13 protein-coding genes are annotated in these 18,758 nt (G+C 67.6%); all 13 read right to left on the minus strand.

From position 1 onward, the window contains the following. Positions 1–76 precede the first annotated feature (76 nt). Complete coding sequence (gene fadD32 / locus ACWIGI_RS02975) at positions 77–1,999, minus strand: long-chain-fatty-acid--AMP ligase FadD32 (RefSeq protein ID WP_454200663.1); 1,923 nt, start codon at positions 1,997–1,999, stop codon at positions 77–79. A 714-nt stretch (positions 2,000–2,713) separates the two neighbouring features. Beyond that, on the minus strand, positions 2,714–3,685 hold the full coding sequence (locus ACWIGI_RS02980; protein WP_454200664.1) for a cutinase family protein: 972 nt from the start codon (positions 3,683–3,685) through the stop codon (positions 2,714–2,716). After that, on the minus strand, positions 3,685–4,212 hold the full coding sequence (locus ACWIGI_RS02985) for a DUF732 domain-containing protein (protein ID WP_454200665.1): 528 nt from the start codon (positions 4,210–4,212) through the stop codon (positions 3,685–3,687). Before ACWIGI_RS02985 ends, ACWIGI_RS02980 begins: the two co-directional genes overlap by 1 nt. 139 nt (positions 4,213–4,351) lie before the next feature. Beyond that, entirely contained in the window at positions 4,352–6,361 is a 2,010-nt protein-coding gene (locus ACWIGI_RS02990) for an alpha/beta hydrolase-fold protein (protein ID WP_454200666.1), read from the minus strand. Positions 6,362–6,547: 186 nt separating this feature from the next. Beyond that, positions 6,548–7,660, minus strand: coding sequence for an alpha/beta hydrolase (locus ACWIGI_RS02995; RefSeq protein WP_454200667.1), 1,113 nt, complete (start codon positions 7,658–7,660; stop codon positions 6,548–6,550). Between the two features lie 192 nt (positions 7,661–7,852). Continuing rightward, positions 7,853–9,136: an alpha/beta hydrolase-fold protein gene (locus ACWIGI_RS03000; protein ID WP_454200668.1), complete on the minus strand. Its 1,284-nt coding sequence runs from the start codon at positions 9,134–9,136 to the stop codon at positions 7,853–7,855. Between the two features lie 153 nt (positions 9,137–9,289). Beyond that, positions 9,290–10,294, minus strand: coding sequence for an alpha/beta hydrolase (locus ACWIGI_RS03005; RefSeq protein ID WP_454201012.1), 1,005 nt, complete (start codon positions 10,292–10,294; stop codon positions 9,290–9,292). Between the two features lie 288 nt (positions 10,295–10,582). Continuing rightward, positions 10,583–11,554 (minus strand): alpha/beta hydrolase, encoded by a 972-nt coding sequence (locus tag ACWIGI_RS03010; protein WP_454200669.1) that lies wholly within the window; start codon positions 11,552–11,554, stop codon positions 10,583–10,585. Positions 11,555–11,748: 194 nt separating this feature from the next. After that, positions 11,749–12,795, minus strand: coding sequence for an alpha/beta hydrolase (locus tag ACWIGI_RS03015; protein ID WP_454200670.1), 1,047 nt, complete (start codon positions 12,793–12,795; stop codon positions 11,749–11,751). Positions 12,796–13,035: 240 nt separating this feature from the next. Beyond that, positions 13,036–14,166, minus strand: a complete 1,131-nt coding sequence (locus tag ACWIGI_RS03020; RefSeq protein ID WP_454200671.1) for an alpha/beta hydrolase — start codon at positions 14,164–14,166, stop codon at positions 13,036–13,038. Between the two features lie 317 nt (positions 14,167–14,483). Further along, entirely contained in the window at positions 14,484–15,569 is a 1,086-nt protein-coding gene (locus ACWIGI_RS03025; RefSeq protein WP_454200672.1) for an alpha/beta hydrolase, read from the minus strand. 245 nt (positions 15,570–15,814) lie between these two features. Further along, positions 15,815–17,746: a flagellar motor control protein ZomB gene (zomB, locus tag ACWIGI_RS03030; protein WP_454201013.1), complete on the minus strand. Its 1,932-nt coding sequence runs from the start codon at positions 17,744–17,746 to the stop codon at positions 15,815–15,817. Between the two features lie 46 nt (positions 17,747–17,792). After that, positions 17,793–18,740, minus strand: coding sequence for a decaprenyl-phosphate phosphoribosyltransferase (locus ACWIGI_RS03035; RefSeq protein ID WP_454200673.1), 948 nt, complete (start codon positions 18,738–18,740; stop codon positions 17,793–17,795). Positions 18,741–18,758 lie beyond the last annotated feature (18 nt).

Consider the following 18,758-nt stretch of genomic DNA (forward strand, 5'->3'; position numbering starts at 1 on the left):
CGAAGCGGCGGGGCTCCAAGCATGAATGGCGCGGACCATATCGCGGTCCGCGCCACTTCACGTTAGTTGCTCCGACTCACTCCTCGTCTGGAGCATCGGGGAAAGCCTGCTGCGTGTAACCACCGCGCAGTGTGCCCTCCAGATAGGCGGCCTTGCACGCGGCGCGCGCGATCTTGCCGCTGGAGGTACGCGGAATCGAACCCGCGGGCACCAGCAGAATGTCCCGCGCCGTCACACCGTGCCGGGACGAGAGCGCACCGCGCACCGCGTCCGCGATCGGCTGCGGATCGGCCTTACCGGCGCCCGGGCCACGCTCGGCCACGATGACCAGTTGCTCGGAGCCGTTGTCCGGGTCGTAGGGCAGACCCGAATGGCTGTCCTGCGCAAAGACTTCGGCGGGCAGCTGATTGGCGGGCACCGAGAACGCGGCGATGAAGCCGGGGCGCAGCTGGGTGGAGGCCTCCTGCGCGGAGAACTCCAGGTCCTGCGGGTAGTGGTTGCGGCCGTCCACGATCACCAGGTCCTTGACGCGACCGGTGATGTAGAGCTCGCCGTCCACGTACACGCCGTAGTCGCCGGTGCGCAGCCAATTCCCGTCGGCCGGAACGCCCTCGGCGTGCGAGCCCGCGGCGACCCGGTTGACGATCCGGTTCCGGAAGGTCTTCTGGGTCTCCTCGGCGCGACCCCAGTAGCCGATGCCGACGTTGTTGCCGTGCAGCCAGATCTCACCGACCCGGCCCTCGGGCAGCTCGGTCGCGCCCTCGGGGGAATCGACCGAGGCCGGATCCACGATGGCGCCCCACTGCGAGACCGCCACGTACCCGCAGGAGACCTGCGCGATGGAGTTCGGCGTGCCCTGTTCGACCTTCACGATCCGGCCGGCGTTGAGCTCGGTGCGGTCCACGTAGATGACCTTGGCCTCGTCCTCGTGCCGGGTGGCCGAGACGAACAGCGTGGCCTCGGCCATGCCGTAGCAGGGCTTGATGGCCGTCTTGGGCAGGCCGTACGGGGCGAACGCCTCGTTGAACTTCTTCATCGACCCGGTGGTCACCGGCTCGGAGCCGTTGATCAGGCCGAGCACGTTGGACAGGTCCAGCGACTCGCCGGGCTTGGGCACCGCGCGCGCGGCGGCGTGCTCGAAGGCGAAGTTCGGTGCGGCGGCGAAGGTTCCGGCGCCGTCGGACACGGCGGCCAGCTCCTGGATCCAGCGCGAGGGACGGCGCACGAACGCCGACGGCGACATGATGGTGATGTACTTGCCGCCGACCGCGGGCAGGATCACCGTGAGCAGGCCCATGTCGTGGTACAGCGGCAGCCAGGTGACGCCGCGCGAATTCCAGTTCAGGTCCAGCGCGTTCACCATCTGCAGCACGTTGGTCCCGACACCACGATGGGTGATCTCCACACCCGCCGGGGTGCGTGTCGAACCGGAGGTGTACTGCAGGTACGCGATATCGTCTACCGCGATGTCGGGGCGGATCCAGGATTCGCCCACGCTGTCGGGGATCGCGTCCACGGCGATGATGCGGGGACGCTGGGCCGCGGGCAGCGCACGGAAGAACTGGCGGACACCGGCGGCCGAGGAGCTGGCCGTCAGGATCGCCGCGGGCGTGCAGTCGCCGAGCACCGCGTGCAGGCGATCGGTGTGGCCCGGCTCGTCCGGATCGAACAACGGCACCGAGATGGTGCCCGCGTAGATCGCCGCGAAGAAGGAGATGACGTAATCCAGCCCCTGCGGGGCCAGGATCGCGACCCGATCGCCGCGCTTGGTCACCTGCTGCAGTCTGGCGGCCACCGCGCGCAGCCGAGTGCCGAACTGACTCCAGGTGAGGTCCTGGTACACGCCGTCGCGCTCACGGGAGTAGTCGATGTAGCGGTAAGCCAGATCGTTCGCGTCATTCCCGGCTGTGTGCTTCTCGACGTAGTCGACGAGGGTGCGCCCCTCGGGAATCGTGATGTTCCCCGTTTCGTCGAGGTAATCGTCGAAAGTCTCGTCCATTCCTTCTTCTCCTCCGAGGCACACGCGACATGGGCGGCGACGATGCCGCTGTTGCCTGTGTGGGGCCCCGACTTTTCGCCCGCGGGGAGCTCTTGCGAGAGCCGACCTGCAGAATTCTGTTGCGGTCTGCGCGGTGACCGTCTATTGGCTAGATGTACTCAAACCAGGGTCATGTTACAGAGCGGCCACCCTGCCATGCTCCGGAGCGGCCAAACATATCCCAGCTCACTCGGCCTCCGCACACGGGATCACCGGCGCGAATGTCGATGTTTGGGTGGGCGATGTTCACACACGATGGCATGGATGTGAGTTGCCGCACCCGACGGACCCGGACGACGGTCCCGGCTGATGTGCCGACCGCCACAGCCGGCGAAGACAGAGGAGTTGCACACGCCAAGCACCTTCGGGCGAGTCCCGGCCTCGGCGTGTCCGCTGCTTTCTTCCAGCCCGGAGCGGTCGCCGTAGGCGGTACGGCGGCGACTGCTCTCATGAACACCTTGCTCCTGGCTGGCCGGATTCTGCTGCGGCGCCGCGCAAGCCAGGCACCGCAATCTGGTGCACTCTACAACGTGACCCCGAAACTAGGGGGTCGGCTGTATTTAATTTGCCTCCACCTCACTCCGGCTGCTCGCGGACCTCGTGACCCACCCCAATCACGGGGTTCGCGGCCCGCTCGGTTCGGGATCGACGACGCGGACCGGGGCGGAACCGGTTCTAGGAATGCGGCGGGTGCGGAGCGTTCTCGATCAGGCCGCTCGCCCAGTTCACCGTCCAGGTCGTCGCGGTGTTGCCCGCGTCGTCGACGACGAAGCCCGCGTAGAGGCTGTGCACCGGATTCCCGGCGGCCTTCACCAGGGTGCCGACGCTGGCCATGATGTTCAGCGGGTTCAGGGCCTGTTTGGGTGCATCGCAGATGAGGTCGCCCGGGGAGCACATGGTGAAGGACCGGTCGGCGAGCGCGCCGAAGCCCGCGCGCGGTCCGGTCATGGTGATGCCGGGGACGTTCAGGCCGCGCAGGGCGACCTCCGCGCCGACGCCGGGCGGCGAGACGCCGATCTCGGTCGGCTGTCCGGCCCCCTGATCACGGCGCCCGTCGGCGATGACGGTCACGCCGAGCACCCGGTCCGCCGGGACGGGCCCGTCGCCCGCGCCGATCTGGGCGGCGACATCGCCCGCGATGACCGCGCCCTGGGAGAAACCGACGATCACATAGCTGGTCAGCGGGCAGGCCGAATACGTCTCGGCCAGCTTCTCGGTGGCCTTGCGGGTGCCCTCGGACCGCGAGTTGTTGTAGGACTGCTGGCCGTCCGGCGGCAGCGCGACGGGATTGGAGAATTGCGCCACGTACGGGACGGTGTAGACCTCCAGCCGGTTGTCCGGGAACTTCTCCCGGACCGGGTTGGAGATGTTGAGCATGAGCGACGCCGGATTCGCGGACGGGTTGTACGGATCGTCGGTGCTACTGGACTCCCAGGTACCGGGCACCGACAGGAACAGCACGTCCGGGCAGCTCTCGGGCTGCGAGGTCGGCGGCGTCGGGCCGGGCGGCTTGGGTCCGGGCACCTTCAGCCGGCCCGCCAGCAGGTACCACAGCAGCAGCACCACGATGATCACCAGGACGATCGCGGCGATGAGCAGCAGGCACCCCTTCGGGGCGGACCGGCCTCCGGAACGGCGTCGCGACATCACTTGTCGCAGTAGCTGGCCGCGGCGACTTCGTAGTAGATCTTGCCCGCCTGCTCCACCGACATCTTCGACTCGTCGAAGCCGGGATCCGAGCCCGCGATCGCGGTCACGTAGGTGATGATCTGGTCCTCGGGCGCGCCCTGGGCCTTGCCCTGGCACACCAGGTTGCCCGCGGTGAGCGCGATGTCGGAGGCGGCCGGGTTGATGCCGCGCTTCTTCAGCTCGTCGAGGAAGGTCTTGTCGCGATCCCCGAGCGGCGCGGCATTGCTCGGGGTGGTGATGAACTCGCTCGGCACCGGCGCGGGCCGTTCGACCACCGTGCTGGAGGGGTCGCCCTCGGGCGCGGGCGCGGCCTCGGAGCCGGGGGTCTCGGCGCCGGGCGTGGTGGCCGCGGTGGTCTTGGCCGTGGTCGGGGTCAGAGTGGGCGTGCTCGTCGCCGTCGAATCGTTGTCACCACAGGCGGCGAGCAGCCCGGTGGCGGCGAAAGCGAGAACGACGCCGAGAACCTTGCCACGGGTCCGATGCATTTATTCGTTTCCTTGATCTGTCTGCGGGCACCAGGTCGGCCCCCACATTAGCGGCGACCTCTGCCGACGTCGCTGACTCGGAGCCGAACCTCATGCACTTCTAAGAGAAAATCCGCCCGCCGCACCCCGCCCCAACAGGTCAGTTGGGGCGCACCTCCGGGCCGAGGGCCGGAATCGGCAGCGGAAAGCCCTCTGCCGGTTCCAGACCGCGCGGCTCGGTCGTGGTGGGCGCCGCGGCGGGCCCGGGCTGCGCGTCCGCGGGCCGATCCGCGCGAGCCGGCTGCGCGCCGGGCGGTACCGCCGCGGGTGCGGCCGGATCCGGCGCGGCCACGACCGGCTTGGTGTCGACGGGACCGCCGACGGGCCTGCCGTCCAGCGAGTAGACCTGCGCGCGGTCACCCTGCACCAGGATCGAACCGCCCTGGAAGGCCTGCTGGGCGCCGGCGGCCGTGATGCCCTCGTCGCCGATCGGGAAGCCGAGCGGACCGTTCTCGAATCCCTGTGCGCCCCACGCGTGCATGATCGGGCCGTTGCGCACGCCCCACGCGCCGGACAGCGGACTCCAGTAGATGTTGCCGCCCTCGAAGGCGACGTACCGGCCGAGATCGCGCAGCGGTTGCTCGGCGCCCATCGGGAAGCCGAACGCGCTGTTCTCGAAACCGATCTGGGCGTACCTGCCCAGAATCAGCCCCTGCAGCAGATGCGCGCCGGTCTTCGGGCTGAAGTAGATGGGCCCGTGCTCGAAGCCCTGGACCACGCCGTCCCGGTTCGGGGTGCGCAGTTCCGGTCCGTTCGGGTAGCCGGCCGGACCGCCCTCGAAGCCCTGCCTGGCCCACTCGTCCAGGATCGCGCCGCGCACCATCTGCGCGCCGGTCTGCGGGGTCCAGTAGATGGATCCGTTCTGGAAGCGCTGCCAGCGGCCGCGGCCGTCGGGCAGCGCTTCCTCACCGCCGGTGGGGAATCCGAGCCCGCTGCCGGACCCGTTCAGACCGGCGAAGGTGCCGCTGATGGCGCCGCCGACGGCCTGGGCCCCGGTGGCCGGGGAGAAGTAGACCTGGCCGTTGCGGAAGTCCTGCGCCACGCCGTTGGCGACCGCGTACTCCGCGGTCAGGCAGTCGCCGAGCCAGTTGTTCGCCTGTGCCGCACCGGCTATCGCGCCGCCGAGCTTGCAGTCGGTGGCGGTGCCGTCCACGCCGAGCGCGGCGGCGGTCTGCGCCCAGGACTGCCGCATCTCGAAATCCCAGTAGGGCCAGGTGTGCGTGCCCGAGGGGCGGTAGCTCACCTGCACCGGGATGTTGAGCTTGTTCAGCTTGGACACGAAGTTCTGAGAGCTCAAGCGGGACAGCACTTCCAGACCCATACCGGCGTAATTGCTGGTGAGCCCGGGGATGTCGCCGGGCGGATCCGTGGCGCCCGCGGTGCCGCTGCCGCTGGAGATGTAGAGGCCGGTGCCCTTCAGCTGCTCGGCGAGCTCGTACGGGTCGTGGGCCTTCCACTCCGGGCTGCTCGGCGGGCCGAACATCGCGTTGGAGTCGAAGCCGCCGGAATCCTTCATCGCGAAATTGACCATCTGCGGCATGCCGAGGGTGGTCAGGGTGAGGAATCCGGAGTAGGAGGCGGCGTGCCGGACCCAGCCGGGATTGCGCGCGGCCAGCATCATGGCGGCGGTGCCGCCCATCGAGAGACCGGACACCGCACGCGAACTCGTGGCGCGCCACTGGCTTTCCAGCAGCGGCGGCAGTTCCTTGGTGAGGAAGGTCTCCCACTTGTAGTTGTGGCCGTTGTCGGGTTGCAGCCAGTCGGTGTAGAAGCTGGACTGGCCGCCGATCGGCAGCACCACGGTGACGTTCTTGTCGGCGAAGAAGCCCGCCGCGCCCGCCTCCTTGGTCCAGCCGTTCTCCTCGTTGGTGGCACGCAGGCCGTCCAGCATGAACATGACCGGGAATTTGGCGTCCGGGCGGGAGCGCCAATCACGGGCCAGCAACAGCTGAACCTGGACGGGCGTGCCGGAGGCGGGCGAATTCACCCACAACGCCACCCGGCGATCACCCAGCCACACGACTTTCTGGACCGTCGCCGGACCGGATTCCACGGGAGCCTCGGGTTCGGCCGCAGCCGGACCCAGCCCCGCGAAAGATCCCGCGACCATGGCGAAAACCAAGGTAGCGGCTCTTGTCACCCAGCGTCGGCGCGCTCGCTTCGTCCCACGAACAACTCCAGCCACACAATTGTTGTACCCCTGATTACCCGCGCGGCCGGGAAGACGCGCGGGTAATCAGGAGCATTCAGCTAACTATTGGTTTTGTTCGTCCGAATCTGCGGGTCGGCGGTCCGGTTAAACACCCAGGGCGCGCAGAATATCCGGCCGGGCGCTGGCGAGTTCGTCCTGCCAATAACCCCAGGAATGGGTGCCCTTGCCCGGGGTGCTGTAGTGCGCGTCGATGCCGAGCTGCTTCAGGCGGGACATGAACGCGACCGTGGACACCATCGACAGCGCCTCCAGGCCCACGGCATTGACGGTGTCGAAGGTGGTCCTGTCCTCCCGGTCGTCGTACGGACCGGGCAGGCCGGACGCCGCCGACACGTACATCGGCAGGCCGCGCAGCTGCGGCGCGAAGACGAAGGGGTCCATGCGCAGCCACGCCGGACTCCACGGCCACGCCATCGAGTCCACGTTGAAGCGCCCGGCGCTCAGCATCGCCAGGCGAATCGCCTCGCGCATACCGGGGGCGGAGATGTTGAGGTAGCCGGAGAACGAGGACGCATGCTTGAACTGGTCGCGGTGGTAGGCCGCGAGCGCGAGCGCCGCCGATCCGCCCATGGACAGCCCGGCCACCGCGTTGCGGGTGCGCGAGACGCCGTGTCCCTCCAGGAAAGCGGGCAGCTCCTCGGACAGGAACGTCTCCCACTTGTAGGTGAACTTCTGCCCGTTCGTGCCCGAGGGCGCACGCCAATCCGAGTAGAAGCTGGACTGTCCGCCGACCGGCATCACCAGCGTCACATCGTCGTCGATGAACTGCTTGAGCGCGTCGGTCTCGAAGGACCAGGCGTTGAAGTCGTCCCGCGCGCGCAGGCCGTCGAGCAGGTACAGCGCCGCGTCGCCGCCGCGCGCGGCCCACTGCACCTGCACCTTCACCGGGCCCATGCTCGAGGGCACCATGAATTCCTGGAAACGCGGGCGCGCCGGCGGTTCCGGGGGCGCGGGATCACCCGCGGCGGCCGGAGCGGGCGCGGCGGCGGGCGCCGCCGGGGCCGGGTCGGCGACGGGCTGCGGATCGGCCGCGGGCTTCGGGTCGGCGGCCGGCGCCGCGTCCGCACCGCCCTCGGGTGCGCGCAGCAGCGGCGCGGGGGCGGCCGCGGCCGAACCCGAGAAGCCAGGCAGCCCAGCGACTCCCGGTAAGACCGTCGCCCCGGGCAGTACCACCGCGGCGGCCGCGACCGTCAGCACGCGTCGCCAGTGACGCGTCCTGTCGTGACGAACCGAATCGAGCTCTGGAACCGAACGTGGGCATGACGGGCCCTGTGCTGCCATCAGAATTGTGCTCCTGAACCGCAAGGGGGAACGACACCAAACGTGACTGGCGTCACGGACATCGGAGCACATTACCGGTGCGCACCCGGTAGCTGGCAAGTATCTCGTTCAGCTGGCGTGTATTTCGGCCTTTCCCTCTCGGAAGACGATGTAGCCGCGCTGGAAATTCTGCCGCACGCCGCCCGGAATGGGAGTTTCGTCGCTTATTGGAAAACCAAGCGTTCCACCGGGTCCCGCCGCGCCCTGGTACGCGCCGCCGATCGATCCGCCCACCGCGTGCGCCCCGCCGGCTTCGGACCAGAACACCCGCCCGCCCCGGAAGTCCTGTGCCGCACCCCCGGCCAGTGCGAACTCCCGGGTCACGCAGTCACCGAGCCAGTTCTTCGACAGTGCCACGGGCGCGATCTCACCCGCGGTCGCACAGCCCGGCGCGTCCTGCACCCCGAGCGCGGCCGCGGCCTGCGGCCAGGACTGCCGCATCTCGAAATCCCAATACGGCCAGGAATGCGTTCCGGACGGTCGATAATTCACCTGAATCGGAATGCTCAATTTATTGAGCTTTGCTACGAATTGCCGGGCGGAGAAACGCGCGATAACTTCCAGCGCCATACCCGTCCAATCGGTGCTCACCCCGGGAATGCCGTGCGGTATGTCCCGCGCCCCGGCGAGCCCGCTGCCGGTCGAGACGTACAGGCTCACGCCCTTGAGCCGTTCGGCCAGCGCGTAGGGATCGTGCGCGGCCCATTCGAGGTCGGTGACCGGGCCCCACATGTTCTCCGAGTCGAAGCCGCCGGCCTCGCGCATGGTGTAGCGGATCGCCTGCGGCATACCGAGAGTGGTCGTGGTCAGCACGCCGGAGAAGGAACCGGCGAAGCGCACGAAGCCGGGATTGCGCGCGGCCAGGGTCATGGTGGCGCTGCCGCCGAGGGCGGCGCCGAGCATGCCGCGCACGCCGTTAGTCCGCCACGAGCGCTCCAGCAGCGGCGGCAGTTCCTTGGTGAGGAAGGTCTCCCACCGATAGGTCCTGCCGCGGTCGGGTCTTCGCCAGTTCGTGTACCAGCTCGACTGCCCGCCCACCGGCAACACGACCGTGATGTTCTTGTCCGCGTAGAACTTCTGCGCCCCGGCGTCCCTGGTCCACCCGCTCTCGTCGTCGCTCGCCCAGCGTCCGTCGAGCAGGAAAAGCGCTGGAAATCGACTGTCCGGCTGGATGTTCCAGTCTCGTGCGAGCAGCAGCTGCACCTGAATCCGAGCACCCATGGCCGGCGAGTCCACCCACAGCGCGACCCGTCTCTCGGTCAGCCACACCACATTCCGTATCTCGGGCGCGTTCGGCGCGGCGGCCACCGCGCCGCCCGTCACCAGGACCGACGCGGCCACCGCGAGCGCCATCAGTCCGCCGCGCCCGCGCCTCCCCCTACCACCACTTGCCACACGTGTCACAGAAGGTTTCTACCGCGCCACCGCCTTTCGCGGGAATTCACGACAAAAGAACCGGCCGTCCTCTCCGGGGAGAGGACGGCCGGTTCTCGGTGGTGCGAGGGCTCAGGAGTTCAGCGACTGCAGGATCAGCGGACGCGCCTTCCAGAGCTCGGCTTCCCAGTTCTTCCAGGTGTGCGTACCCGCCGCCGGGAAGTCGTAGGTCGCCTGGATACCCAGCGAGTTCAGCCGCTGCTGGAACAGGCGGGTGGTGACCATCGAGATCGCCTCGATGCCCATGGCGTTGGCGGTGTTGAACGCGCCGATCGCCGAGTTCGGCGCCTCGGTCGGGAGACCACTGGCGGCCGAGATGTACATCGGCAGACCCTTGAGCTGCGGCGCGAACACCGCGGGGTCCATGCGCAGCCACGCGGGGCTCCACGGGGCGGCGAGCGAGTCCACGTTGAAGCGGCCCGCGTCCAGCATCATGATGCGAATCGCTTCGCGCATGCCGGGAGCGTTCCAGTTCAGCGGACCGGAGAACGAGGACGCGTGCTTGAACTGACCGCGGTTGAACGCGGCCAGGCGCAGCGCGGCCGGGCCGGACATCGACAGACCGACAACCGCGTTGTTGGTCTTCGAAACGCCATATCCGGCAAGGAAGTTCGGGAGCTCCTTGGTGAGGAAGGTCTCCCACTTGTAGGTGTACTTCTGGCCGTTCGTGTTGCTCGCCGACGTCCAGTCCGCGTACCAGCTGGACTGACCGCCGACCGGCATCACCAGGGTCACATCGTCGTTCTCGAACTGCTGCATGGCGTTCGTCTCGAACGACCAGGCGTTCTTGTCGTCACGCGCGCGCAGACCGTCGAGAAGGTAGATGGCCGAGGAGCCACCGTTGCGAGCCCACTGCACCTGAACCTTGACCGGCCCCATGCTGGAGGGAACCATCAGTTCTTCGAAGCCGCCCGCGGGGGTGCGGTGCATGGGACCGAAAGCGGGGGCGGCCAGGGCGACAGCCGGAGTCGCCACTGCCGCGGCGGTCGGGATTGCCAGTGCCGCGGCGCCCGCAGCCAGAAGTCGTGCGCCCCAACCACGATGAGCACCACGTCCTGACCGGACTCCACCCGGCATGGCGGACCTGCCGAAACGCATGGATACTGCTCCTTCTCTACTGCTGTAGTTCAGTTGTTTCGCACACGCGCATGGCGAAGCCAAGTAGATGTGTACGATCAGCGCCCACTACGAATCCCGACGCTTCGAGTGGGCCCAGCGCTACCACGGTCCGGTAACTTGCGCTCGCTGGAGGGTATTCGACATTCCGAGCCCTTGGCAAGGTGATGCTAATTCCGGCCGTAATCGTGCGGTGACCTTATCGCGAATCGGACGTGATGTCGCGGCAACCGGGAAATCCCCTATGCCTCAGCCGATGTTCGCGCTCATGTCGGGCAGCATCTTGAAGACCTGGTCCTGCCAGTAGTGCCAGGAGTGCACGCCGTCCGGGGTGTAGTCGAACACCGCGTTGGTCGGGCCGAGGGACTCCATACGGGCTTGGAATGCACGGGTATTCGCCAGTGCGATGCTCTCCAGGCCGGCGGCATTGGTGACATTGAAGGCGTCCAGCGGCGAGCGCACCGCGTCGCGCGGGCCGGGCACGCCGTTGCCGCTGGAGATCCAGAGCCGGGTGCCATTGTCGCGCAGGCGCGAGGCGAAGACGAAAGGATCATGGCGCAGCCACAATTCGCTCCACGGCGGTCCCCACATGGAATCGATGTTGTAGCCGCCCGCGTCCAGCAGGGCCAGGCGCAGGGCTTCTCGCATACCGGGCGCGGAAATGTTCAGGTAACCGGAATACGATGCGGCGTACCGGAATTGCTCGGGATGGTAGGCGGCCAGCACGAGGGCGGCGCTGCCTCCCATGGAGAGGCCGAAGACCCCGTTGCCGCTCGGGTTGAAGCCCAGGCGGGCCGCGAGCGCGTTGCGCAGATCGCGGGTCAGGAAGGTCTCCCAGGCGTAGGGAGCGGACTGGCCGTTCGTATTGCTGGCCGAGATCCAGTCGGAGTAGAAACTGGACTGGCCGCCGATCGGCATCACCACGTTGATGTTCCAGGCGGGCAGCACCTTCGAGATGTCGGTGTCGATCTCCCAGCCGGAGAGGTCGTTTCTGGCTCTCAACCCGTCCAGCGCGTAGACCACGCGCTGGGTGTTGCCATCGTGCGCTCGGAAGATACGGGATTTGATCGGCCCCATGCTGGAGTCGACCCAGAAATCCTGCCCGGCGGGGTCGAAGGCGGCGGCCGCGGGTGCGGCTCCCCCGCTCAGCGCTGTCGCCCACGGTAGGACCAGGGCCACAGCGAGACCCGCCACCACATTGCGTATCCGAACAGACCGCATCCACTCGCCTTTCAGGCATCGATGACCATGACGAATTGCAGAAGCTCTGTGCCGCTCCGGCTTCTCTATAGGCGCATATTCGGAGCCGAGGACCGGGGAAACGCACCCGGATGCGGAATCGTGATCCGCCCGGGATCGAGTACGGCGAAGGCCCTCACCCTCCAGGGGCGGGGGCCTTCGCACACGTGCGATCGCTAACCGATATTCGCCGAGAGATCCGGAATCATCCGGTATGCCTCTTCCTGCCAATTCGTCCAGGCGTGCAGACCCTGGGGCGGGAAGGAATAGACGACATTTCGGGCGCCGAGGAAGTTCATCTGCGCCTGGAATGCCCGAGTATTCGCCAGCGCCAGCACTTCCAGGGGCGACCCCCGCACCAGCCGATCGGCGGCGGCCCCGAGTGGGATGGCCAGATCCGCGTCCATCGGCGTGCCACTGCCCGCTGCGATCCACAACCGGGTGTTGTTGGCGATGAGGGTGGGGGCGAAGACGAACGGGTCCATATGGAGCCACTGGGGGCCCCAGGGCGGTGCCATCGAGTCGACGTTGTACCCGCCGGCATCGATCATGGCGACGCGGATGAGTTCACGCATGGCCGGGGCCGAGATGTTGAGATAGCCGGAGAACGCGCCGGCGAAGCTGAATTGATCGGGGTGATAGGCCGCGAGCGTCAGGGCCGCGGAGCCACCCATGGAGAGTCCGAAAACACCGTTTCTATTGGGATTGAACCCGAGCCGATCCCGCAGCGCCCATCTCAGCTGATTGGTCAGGAAGGTTTCCCAGTCGTATCTGTAGCTCTTGCCCGGTCCCGCGCCCAGTGCCTCGGTCGCGCCCGATCCGGTATTCGCGGCCGAGGAGCCCGCGCCCGCCGGCACTCCGAAGAAGGAACTCGGGGCGGCCCAGTCCGCGTAGAAACTCGACTGCCCACCCACCGGCATCACGACATTGATGTTCCAACTGGTCAGCACCTGGGCGACATTGGTGTCGTTCTCCCAGCCGCTGATGGTCTCCGGGGCTCTCTGGCCGTCGAGCGCGTAGACCACCCTGTTGGTATTGCCGTCCGCCGCTCTGAAGATGCGCGACTTGATCGGTCCCATGACCGGCGAATCGACCCAGAAGTCGAATCCGGCGGGGTCGAAAGCCGCGGTGGCGGGCGCGGTTCCGATCACCGTCACCCCCAGTGGCAGGAGCAGCGCTGTCGCTATCCCCAGCACCAACCTTCTTACGCCCGTACTTCGCATCGACCTAGCCCTCTCGTTGGAGCAGAACCGAGCTTTCCACGACTGATCTTCTTCGATCCAAGGCACTTATCGGGCGATCGACTCGGCGTGTTAGATCGGAGTCGTGCGCTGGAATCGAACCGAGACCGGCGACCTGGGACAAATCCGAAACGGCGGGCGCGAAAAGACGGCGGGCGCAAAGAACGGCGGAGGCCCCCGCCGGAAAAGGGCGGGGGCCTCGAATGGCCGAGCGGGAACGAATCAGCCGATGTTGTTCGACAGGTCCGGAATCATCCGGTACACCTCGGCCGACCAGTTGTTCCAGTTGTGCACACCGGTGGCCGGGAAGTCGTAGGTGACGTTGCCCGCGCCGATGGACGCCATCCGGACCTGGAACGCGCGGGTGTTGGCCAGCGCGAGGGCCTCGAGGGGCATGCCCTGAATGACCGACATGACGCCGGAGACGTCACCCGGGCCCGGGATGGCGCTCGCCGCGGAGATCCACAGGCGGGTGTTGTTGTCCTTGAGGCGCGGCGCGAAGACGAAGGGGTCCATGCGCAGCCAGGCCGGGCTCCACGGCAGCGCCATGGAGTCGATGTTGTAGCCGCCCGCGTCGATCATGGCCAGGCGCAGGGCCTCGCGCATGCCGGGCGCGGAGACGTTCAGGTAGCCGGAGAACGAACCGGCGTAGCTGAACTGGTCCGGGTTGTAGGCGGCCAGGGTCAGCGCGGCCGAGCCGCCCATGGACAGGCCGAAGACGCCGTTGCGGGTGGTGCTGAACCCGAGGCGATCACGCAGCGCGTTGCGCAGATCGCGGGTCAGGAAGGTCTCCCAGGTGTAGCGGTAGCTCTTGCCGGGGCCGCCGGCCATGAGCTGGAACGCGCCCGAACCCGAGGAGGAGCCGGCGCCCGAGCCGGTGCCCGAACCCGAGGAGGACAGCGAGCCGGAGCCGGTGCCGGCCTCGACACCCAGGAAGGTGCTCGGCGCGACCCAGTCGGCGTAGAAGCTGGATTCGCCGCCGACCGGCATGACCACGTTGATGTTCGCGGCGGTCAGCGCCCGCGCCACATCGGTGTCGATCTCCCAGCCGTTGAGGTCGGTGCGGGCCCGCATGCCGTCCAGCGCGTAGACCACGCGGGAGGTGTTGCCGTCGGCCGCACGGAAGATGCGGGACTTGATCGGACCCATTCCGGTGGAGGAGTCCACCCAGAAGTCGAAGGCGGAGGGGTCGAAGGCCGCGTTGGCCGCGCCCGCTCCCACACCTGCCACCGACACCCCGAACGGCAGCAGCAGTGCCATCGACACCCCGAGTACCGACTTCTTCACCCAACCGCCGCTCGATCTCCGACGTCTATCCTGCTCGCCTCGCATATTCCGTACGGCCTTTCGCATCTGTTCGTGTCCACGGCGTGCTTGTGACCGCGGTGGGCGTCTCGGGCACCCTATCGTGCTGCGGCTAACTGAGCGTTATCAGAATGAGACAACTGTGATGGGGGCCACGAATTCACGCTGGTGTGGCCCGAAGCTGCTGGTCAATACAACGAAGAGAACAAAACCGTGATCTCGGAAACATGTTCACCACCGGCCACCGCCGCCACCGCACGCCCCGCGCACATCATCGGCAACCGGCCGGTTATGTGTGATGAGCATGGTGAAACCCCACGACCCGGAGGTCGTGGGCCGGTGTCGGTTTCGGCCGGGCAACCGACTCACCCGATATTCGCAGACAGGTCGGGAATCATGCGGGCGAGTTCGTTCTCCCAGTTCTTCCAGTTGTGCACGCCCACGGCCGGGTAGTCGTAGGTCGCGTTCTTGCCGCCCACACTGGCGAAGCGGCTCTGGAATGCCTTGGTGCCCATCAGCGCGACGGCTTCGATGCCCATGCCCTGGATGGTGGACATGTTGATCACGTCGGTCGAGGTGGGCAGCCCGCTGCCCGCCGAGATCCACAGGCGGGTGTTGTTGGCCTTGAGTTTCGAGGCGTTGGTGTACGGATCGAGCCGGGTCCAGGACGAGTCCTTGGCGCCGCCGAGCGCGTCGATGTTGTACCCGCCGCAATCGAGCATGGCCAGGCGCACCGCGTTGCGCATGATCGGCGTGGAGAGGTTCAGCGCGCCGGAAAGCGAACCGGCGTAGACGAACTGGTCCGGGTGGTGCGCGGCGATCGTGAGGGCCGCGCTGCCGCTCATCGACAATCCGAAGATTCCGTTGCGGGTCACGTTGAAGCCCAGCCTGTCCCGCAGCGCGTTGCGCAGGTCCTTGGTCAGGAACGTTTCCCACTTGTAGGTGTAGGACTTGCCCGGGCCGCCGGAAAGCACCTGGGAGGCACCGGAACCGCTGCCCGCGGCCGACCCAGCGGGAATCCCGAGGAAGGTGCTCGGCGACTTCCAGTCCGCGTAGAAGCTGGACATACCGCCGACGGGCATGACCACGTTGATGTTCGCGGCGGCCAGGGCGCGGGCGCCCTCGGTCTCGATTTCCCAGCCGTTCAGGTCGTCGCGGGCGCGCTGCCCGTCCAGGGCGTAGACGACGCGGTCCGTATTGCCGTCCAGCGCACGGAAGATGCGCGATTTGATGGGGCCCATGCTGGAGTCGACGTAGAAGTCGAGGCCGTCGGGGTTGTAGGCCGCGTGCGCGGTCGCGGGCTCGAAGCCGGGCGCCGCGACCGAGACCCCGAAGGGCAGGACCGCGGCCAGCGCGAGGCCGAAGGCCGATCTGCGCGCCCAGGTTCGCGGCCGCGCACCAGCTCGTGCCCGCTCGCGCTGATGCGCCCCATCCCCGTTGCAGCGTCGCATTGCCGCGCCCTTCATCCATGCGCGCGAGAGCCGTTCGGCGCCCCGCGCGGGTTATCACGACAACCGTTGCGGTGCATACGAGATGGTTCGGCCCGGTTGTTCTGTGGATGCTATCGCGGGAAGCCCCCCTCGGTGTTACCAAACCGAGATGCGAGTTTGTTAATCCTGTGCGAATCGGACAGAAACGGCGGCGGCCCATTCATAATGGACCGCCGCCGTGGGGTTTTCGAGAATTTTGCCGGGAGTTACCGGGGTGCGGGTTGTGTCGGGTCGACCAGCTTGCACCGCTCGATTTCGTACTTGGGCACCCGGTCGATGCGATAGCTCGCGAACTCCAGCGCCTGCTGGATATTGTGCCGGAAGCGATCCATGGTCAGCGGCGCCCGCGAGGAGGCCAGCAGATCCTGGGTCTGCGGGCAGGACAGGGCGGTCCGCGCCTGCGCCACCCACTTGTCGTCCATGAACCACGGCAGCCACGGCTTCTGATCCACCATGCCCGCGTCCACCACGACCCAGTCCGGGTAGAGGTTCTTGTCGTGCCCGATCCGGCCGTCGACGAGCCGTTCGGTATGCGCGGCAAGCGGATACGCCAGGCCCATCTGATCGATGACGCGCACGTCCAGCGGAACGTTCATGCTGGTCATACCGAGATTCAGGAAGAAGACGGTATGCCCGGACCCGCCCGCGGGAATCGGCTCCGGCGGCGGCGCGATGTACCAGAACATGAACGACGGCGAATTCAGCAGCAGGCCGCCGTTGGGCGTATCGGCGATGTCGCGCACCATGGCGCGCATGCGCGGATAGTCCAGGTAGTCCTCGGCCCGAATCGGATGATCGTGACCGGTGTTGAGCACGTAGTACACGCGCTCGTCCACGATGCCGGTCGAGCTGATCTTGGTTCCGCTGGTGATCGCGGTGGTGTTCGCCGCGAACAGCGCCCACCCCGCCGTGCCGAGGAACGCGCCGAGCACGACCACGAAAGCCCAGTCCAGACGGCGTGATCCGTGCGCGGAGCCGCCGAGGAAGCCCTCCGGGATCCGCAGCGGCAGCACCGCGACGGGCAGCATCAGGCAGAACAGCTGCGGCAGCAGCACCCGCCCGTGCATGAAGTCGCCGCCGACGCGAGTCTGGTAGACCGCCAGCAGCAGTCCGCTGCCGACCATCAGCAGCACCACCGCGGCGGGACTGTGCAACTTCGCGCTGAGCCGCTGAATTCGATTGCCCGGGGCGGTGTCCGATTCGATGTGCTCACCGGTCGGCGTCTCGGGCCGGCCGAGCAGCGCGGCGACTGTGCCGCCGACCGCGAGCAGTGCCAGCGGCACGAGCAGCCAGTAGGGGCCGACGAAGTTCCACAGGTAGACGAAACCCTGTTCCCACTTGGCGCCGCCCGCGTCCTTGGCGACCGCGGTGTTCGGGTAGGGCAGACCGTAGTAGCCCATGCGCCAGATCTGATACGCGATCGGCACCAGACCCGCCACCACGATGATCGCGACGCGGAAGAACAGCGGCCGCAACCGGGTGCGCGGCACCGGCGCGCAGAAGAGCAGCAGCAGCGCCAGCGCGCCGACCAGCGTCATCTCCGGGCGGATGAGCGGGGCCAGACCGGCGAAGAACACGAGCCCGAAATAGCCGGGCAGGCGCGGGTTCTCGGTCTGGGACCAGCGGATCAGCCACCACCACAGCACGGCGAGCCAGCAGATGACCAGGCTGGTCTCGAGGCCGGAGGTGACGTAGTCGCGAGCCGGGGGCACCGCGATGTAGACCAGGGCGCCCGCGGGCAGCAGCAGCGCGGAACTCGTTCCGCCCCACAGCCGCGCCGCGCCGAGCATGGCGAACACGATCGCCAGCACCGAGAGCACGAGCGCGATGCCGAGCACCACGTATTCGAGCCTGCCCTGGGTGAGCCAGCTGAAGAACCAGACGATGTAGGTCCAGGCGGTACTGGTGTTCGCCTCGACGCGTTCGCCCGCGTTGAAGACCGGGCCGTTGCCCGCGAGCAGATTGCGCACGGTGCGCAGCACGATCAGGCCGTCGTCGGCGATCCAGCGCCGCTGCCAGCCGCCGGCCGCGAACAGCGTCGCGGTCAGCGTGATCCCACCGATGAGGATGGCGCGGGACAGCAGCGAGTAACGACCGCCGGGCCCACCGGCACGGCGACGGGCGCCGCCGAGCGGCAACTGTGCCGTCGGGGCGCCTGTCTCCCGCTCGTGTCCCTCTACCACGTCAGGTGAGATAGACAGCGACACCTACCGCTCCGATCCAGGCTATTGCGAGGAACTGGAGGATACGGTCCCCCAGGGCGATCTCTTCGGGCTCACCGGCTTCGCCACCGTCGACGTCGACGGCGTAGCGCAGGATGGCGATGGTGAACGGGATCATCGAGATCGCGAACCAGTCGGTGTCCTTGACCCGGCCCTGTTCGAAGGCCCACAGGCCGTAGAACACCACGACCGCGGTGGCCGAGAGCATCCACACGAAACGCAGGTAGGTCGGCGTGTAGTACTGCAGGGACTTGCGGATCTTCGCGCCGGTGTCGAGCGCGATCTTCAACTCCGCGTAGCGCTTTCCGGCCGCCATGAACAGCGAGCCGAAGGCCATGATCAGCAGGAACCACTGCGACAGCTTGATGTCCGCGGCCGCGCCGCCGGCGATCGCGCGCAGCAGGAAGCCCGAGGACACGATGCAGATGTCGAGCACGGCCTGGTGCTTGAGGCCGAAGCAGTAGGCGAGCTGGATGCCGATGTAGACGGCCATCACCACGGCCAGGTGCCAGGACGCGACGAAGGACACCGCGATGGAACCCACCAGCAGCGCCACCGACAGCATGTAGGCCAGGTTCACCGGCACCACGCCGGCCGCGATGGGCCGGAAACGCTTGGTGGGGTGGGCCCGGTCGGCCTCGACGTCGAGGGCGTCGTTCACCAGGTAGATGCCCGAGGCCGCCATGCAGAACACCAGGAAGGCGATGCCGACATGTCCGATGACCGTCCAGTCGCCGACCACCAGATCACCGGCCGCGGTCTTGCCCGCGGCCAGCGGCGCGGCCAGCACCAGCACGTTCTTGACCCACTGGCGCGGGCGCATGGCCTTGATCAGGCCGCCGGCGAGGGTCTTGGGCGGGCCCTTGACGACCCCCTCGGCTAGGTCGGTCCCGGTCGGCTCTTCGCTCATGTCAACAAGCGCTCTTTC

Source organism: Nocardia sp. NPDC055321 (genome assembly GCF_053645575.1).

Coding starts and splice junctions, on each gene's coding strand:
- ACWIGI_RS03035 (WP_454200673.1), bottom strand. CDS start 18,740: ATGAGCGAAGAGCCGACCGGGACCGACCTAGCCGAGGGGGTCGTCAAG.
- fadD32 (WP_454200663.1), bottom strand. CDS start 1,999: ATGGACGAGACTTTCGACGATTACCTCGACGAAACGGGGAACATCACG.
- ACWIGI_RS03015 (WP_454200670.1), bottom strand. CDS start 12,795: ATGCGAAGTACGGGCGTAAGAAGGTTGGTGCTGGGGATAGCGACAGCG.
- ACWIGI_RS02980 (WP_454200664.1), bottom strand. CDS start 3,685: ATGTCGCGACGCCGTTCCGGAGGCCGGTCCGCCCCGAAGGGGTGCCTG.
- ACWIGI_RS02990 (WP_454200666.1), bottom strand. CDS start 6,361: ATGGTCGCGGGATCTTTCGCGGGGCTGGGTCCGGCTGCGGCCGAACCC.
- ACWIGI_RS02985 (WP_454200665.1), bottom strand. CDS start 4,212: ATGCATCGGACCCGTGGCAAGGTTCTCGGCGTCGTTCTCGCTTTCGCC.
- ACWIGI_RS03010 (WP_454200669.1), bottom strand. CDS start 11,554: ATGCGGTCTGTTCGGATACGCAATGTGGTGGCGGGTCTCGCTGTGGCC.
- ACWIGI_RS03005 (WP_454201012.1), bottom strand. CDS start 10,294: ATGCCGGGTGGAGTCCGGTCAGGACGTGGTGCTCATCGTGGTTGGGGC.
- ACWIGI_RS03000 (WP_454200668.1), bottom strand. CDS start 9,136: ATGGCGCTCGCGGTGGCCGCGTCGGTCCTGGTGACGGGCGGCGCGGTG.
- ACWIGI_RS03025 (WP_454200672.1), bottom strand. CDS start 15,569: ATGCGACGCTGCAACGGGGATGGGGCGCATCAGCGCGAGCGGGCACGA.
- ACWIGI_RS03020 (WP_454200671.1), bottom strand. CDS start 14,166: ATGCGAAAGGCCGTACGGAATATGCGAGGCGAGCAGGATAGACGTCGG.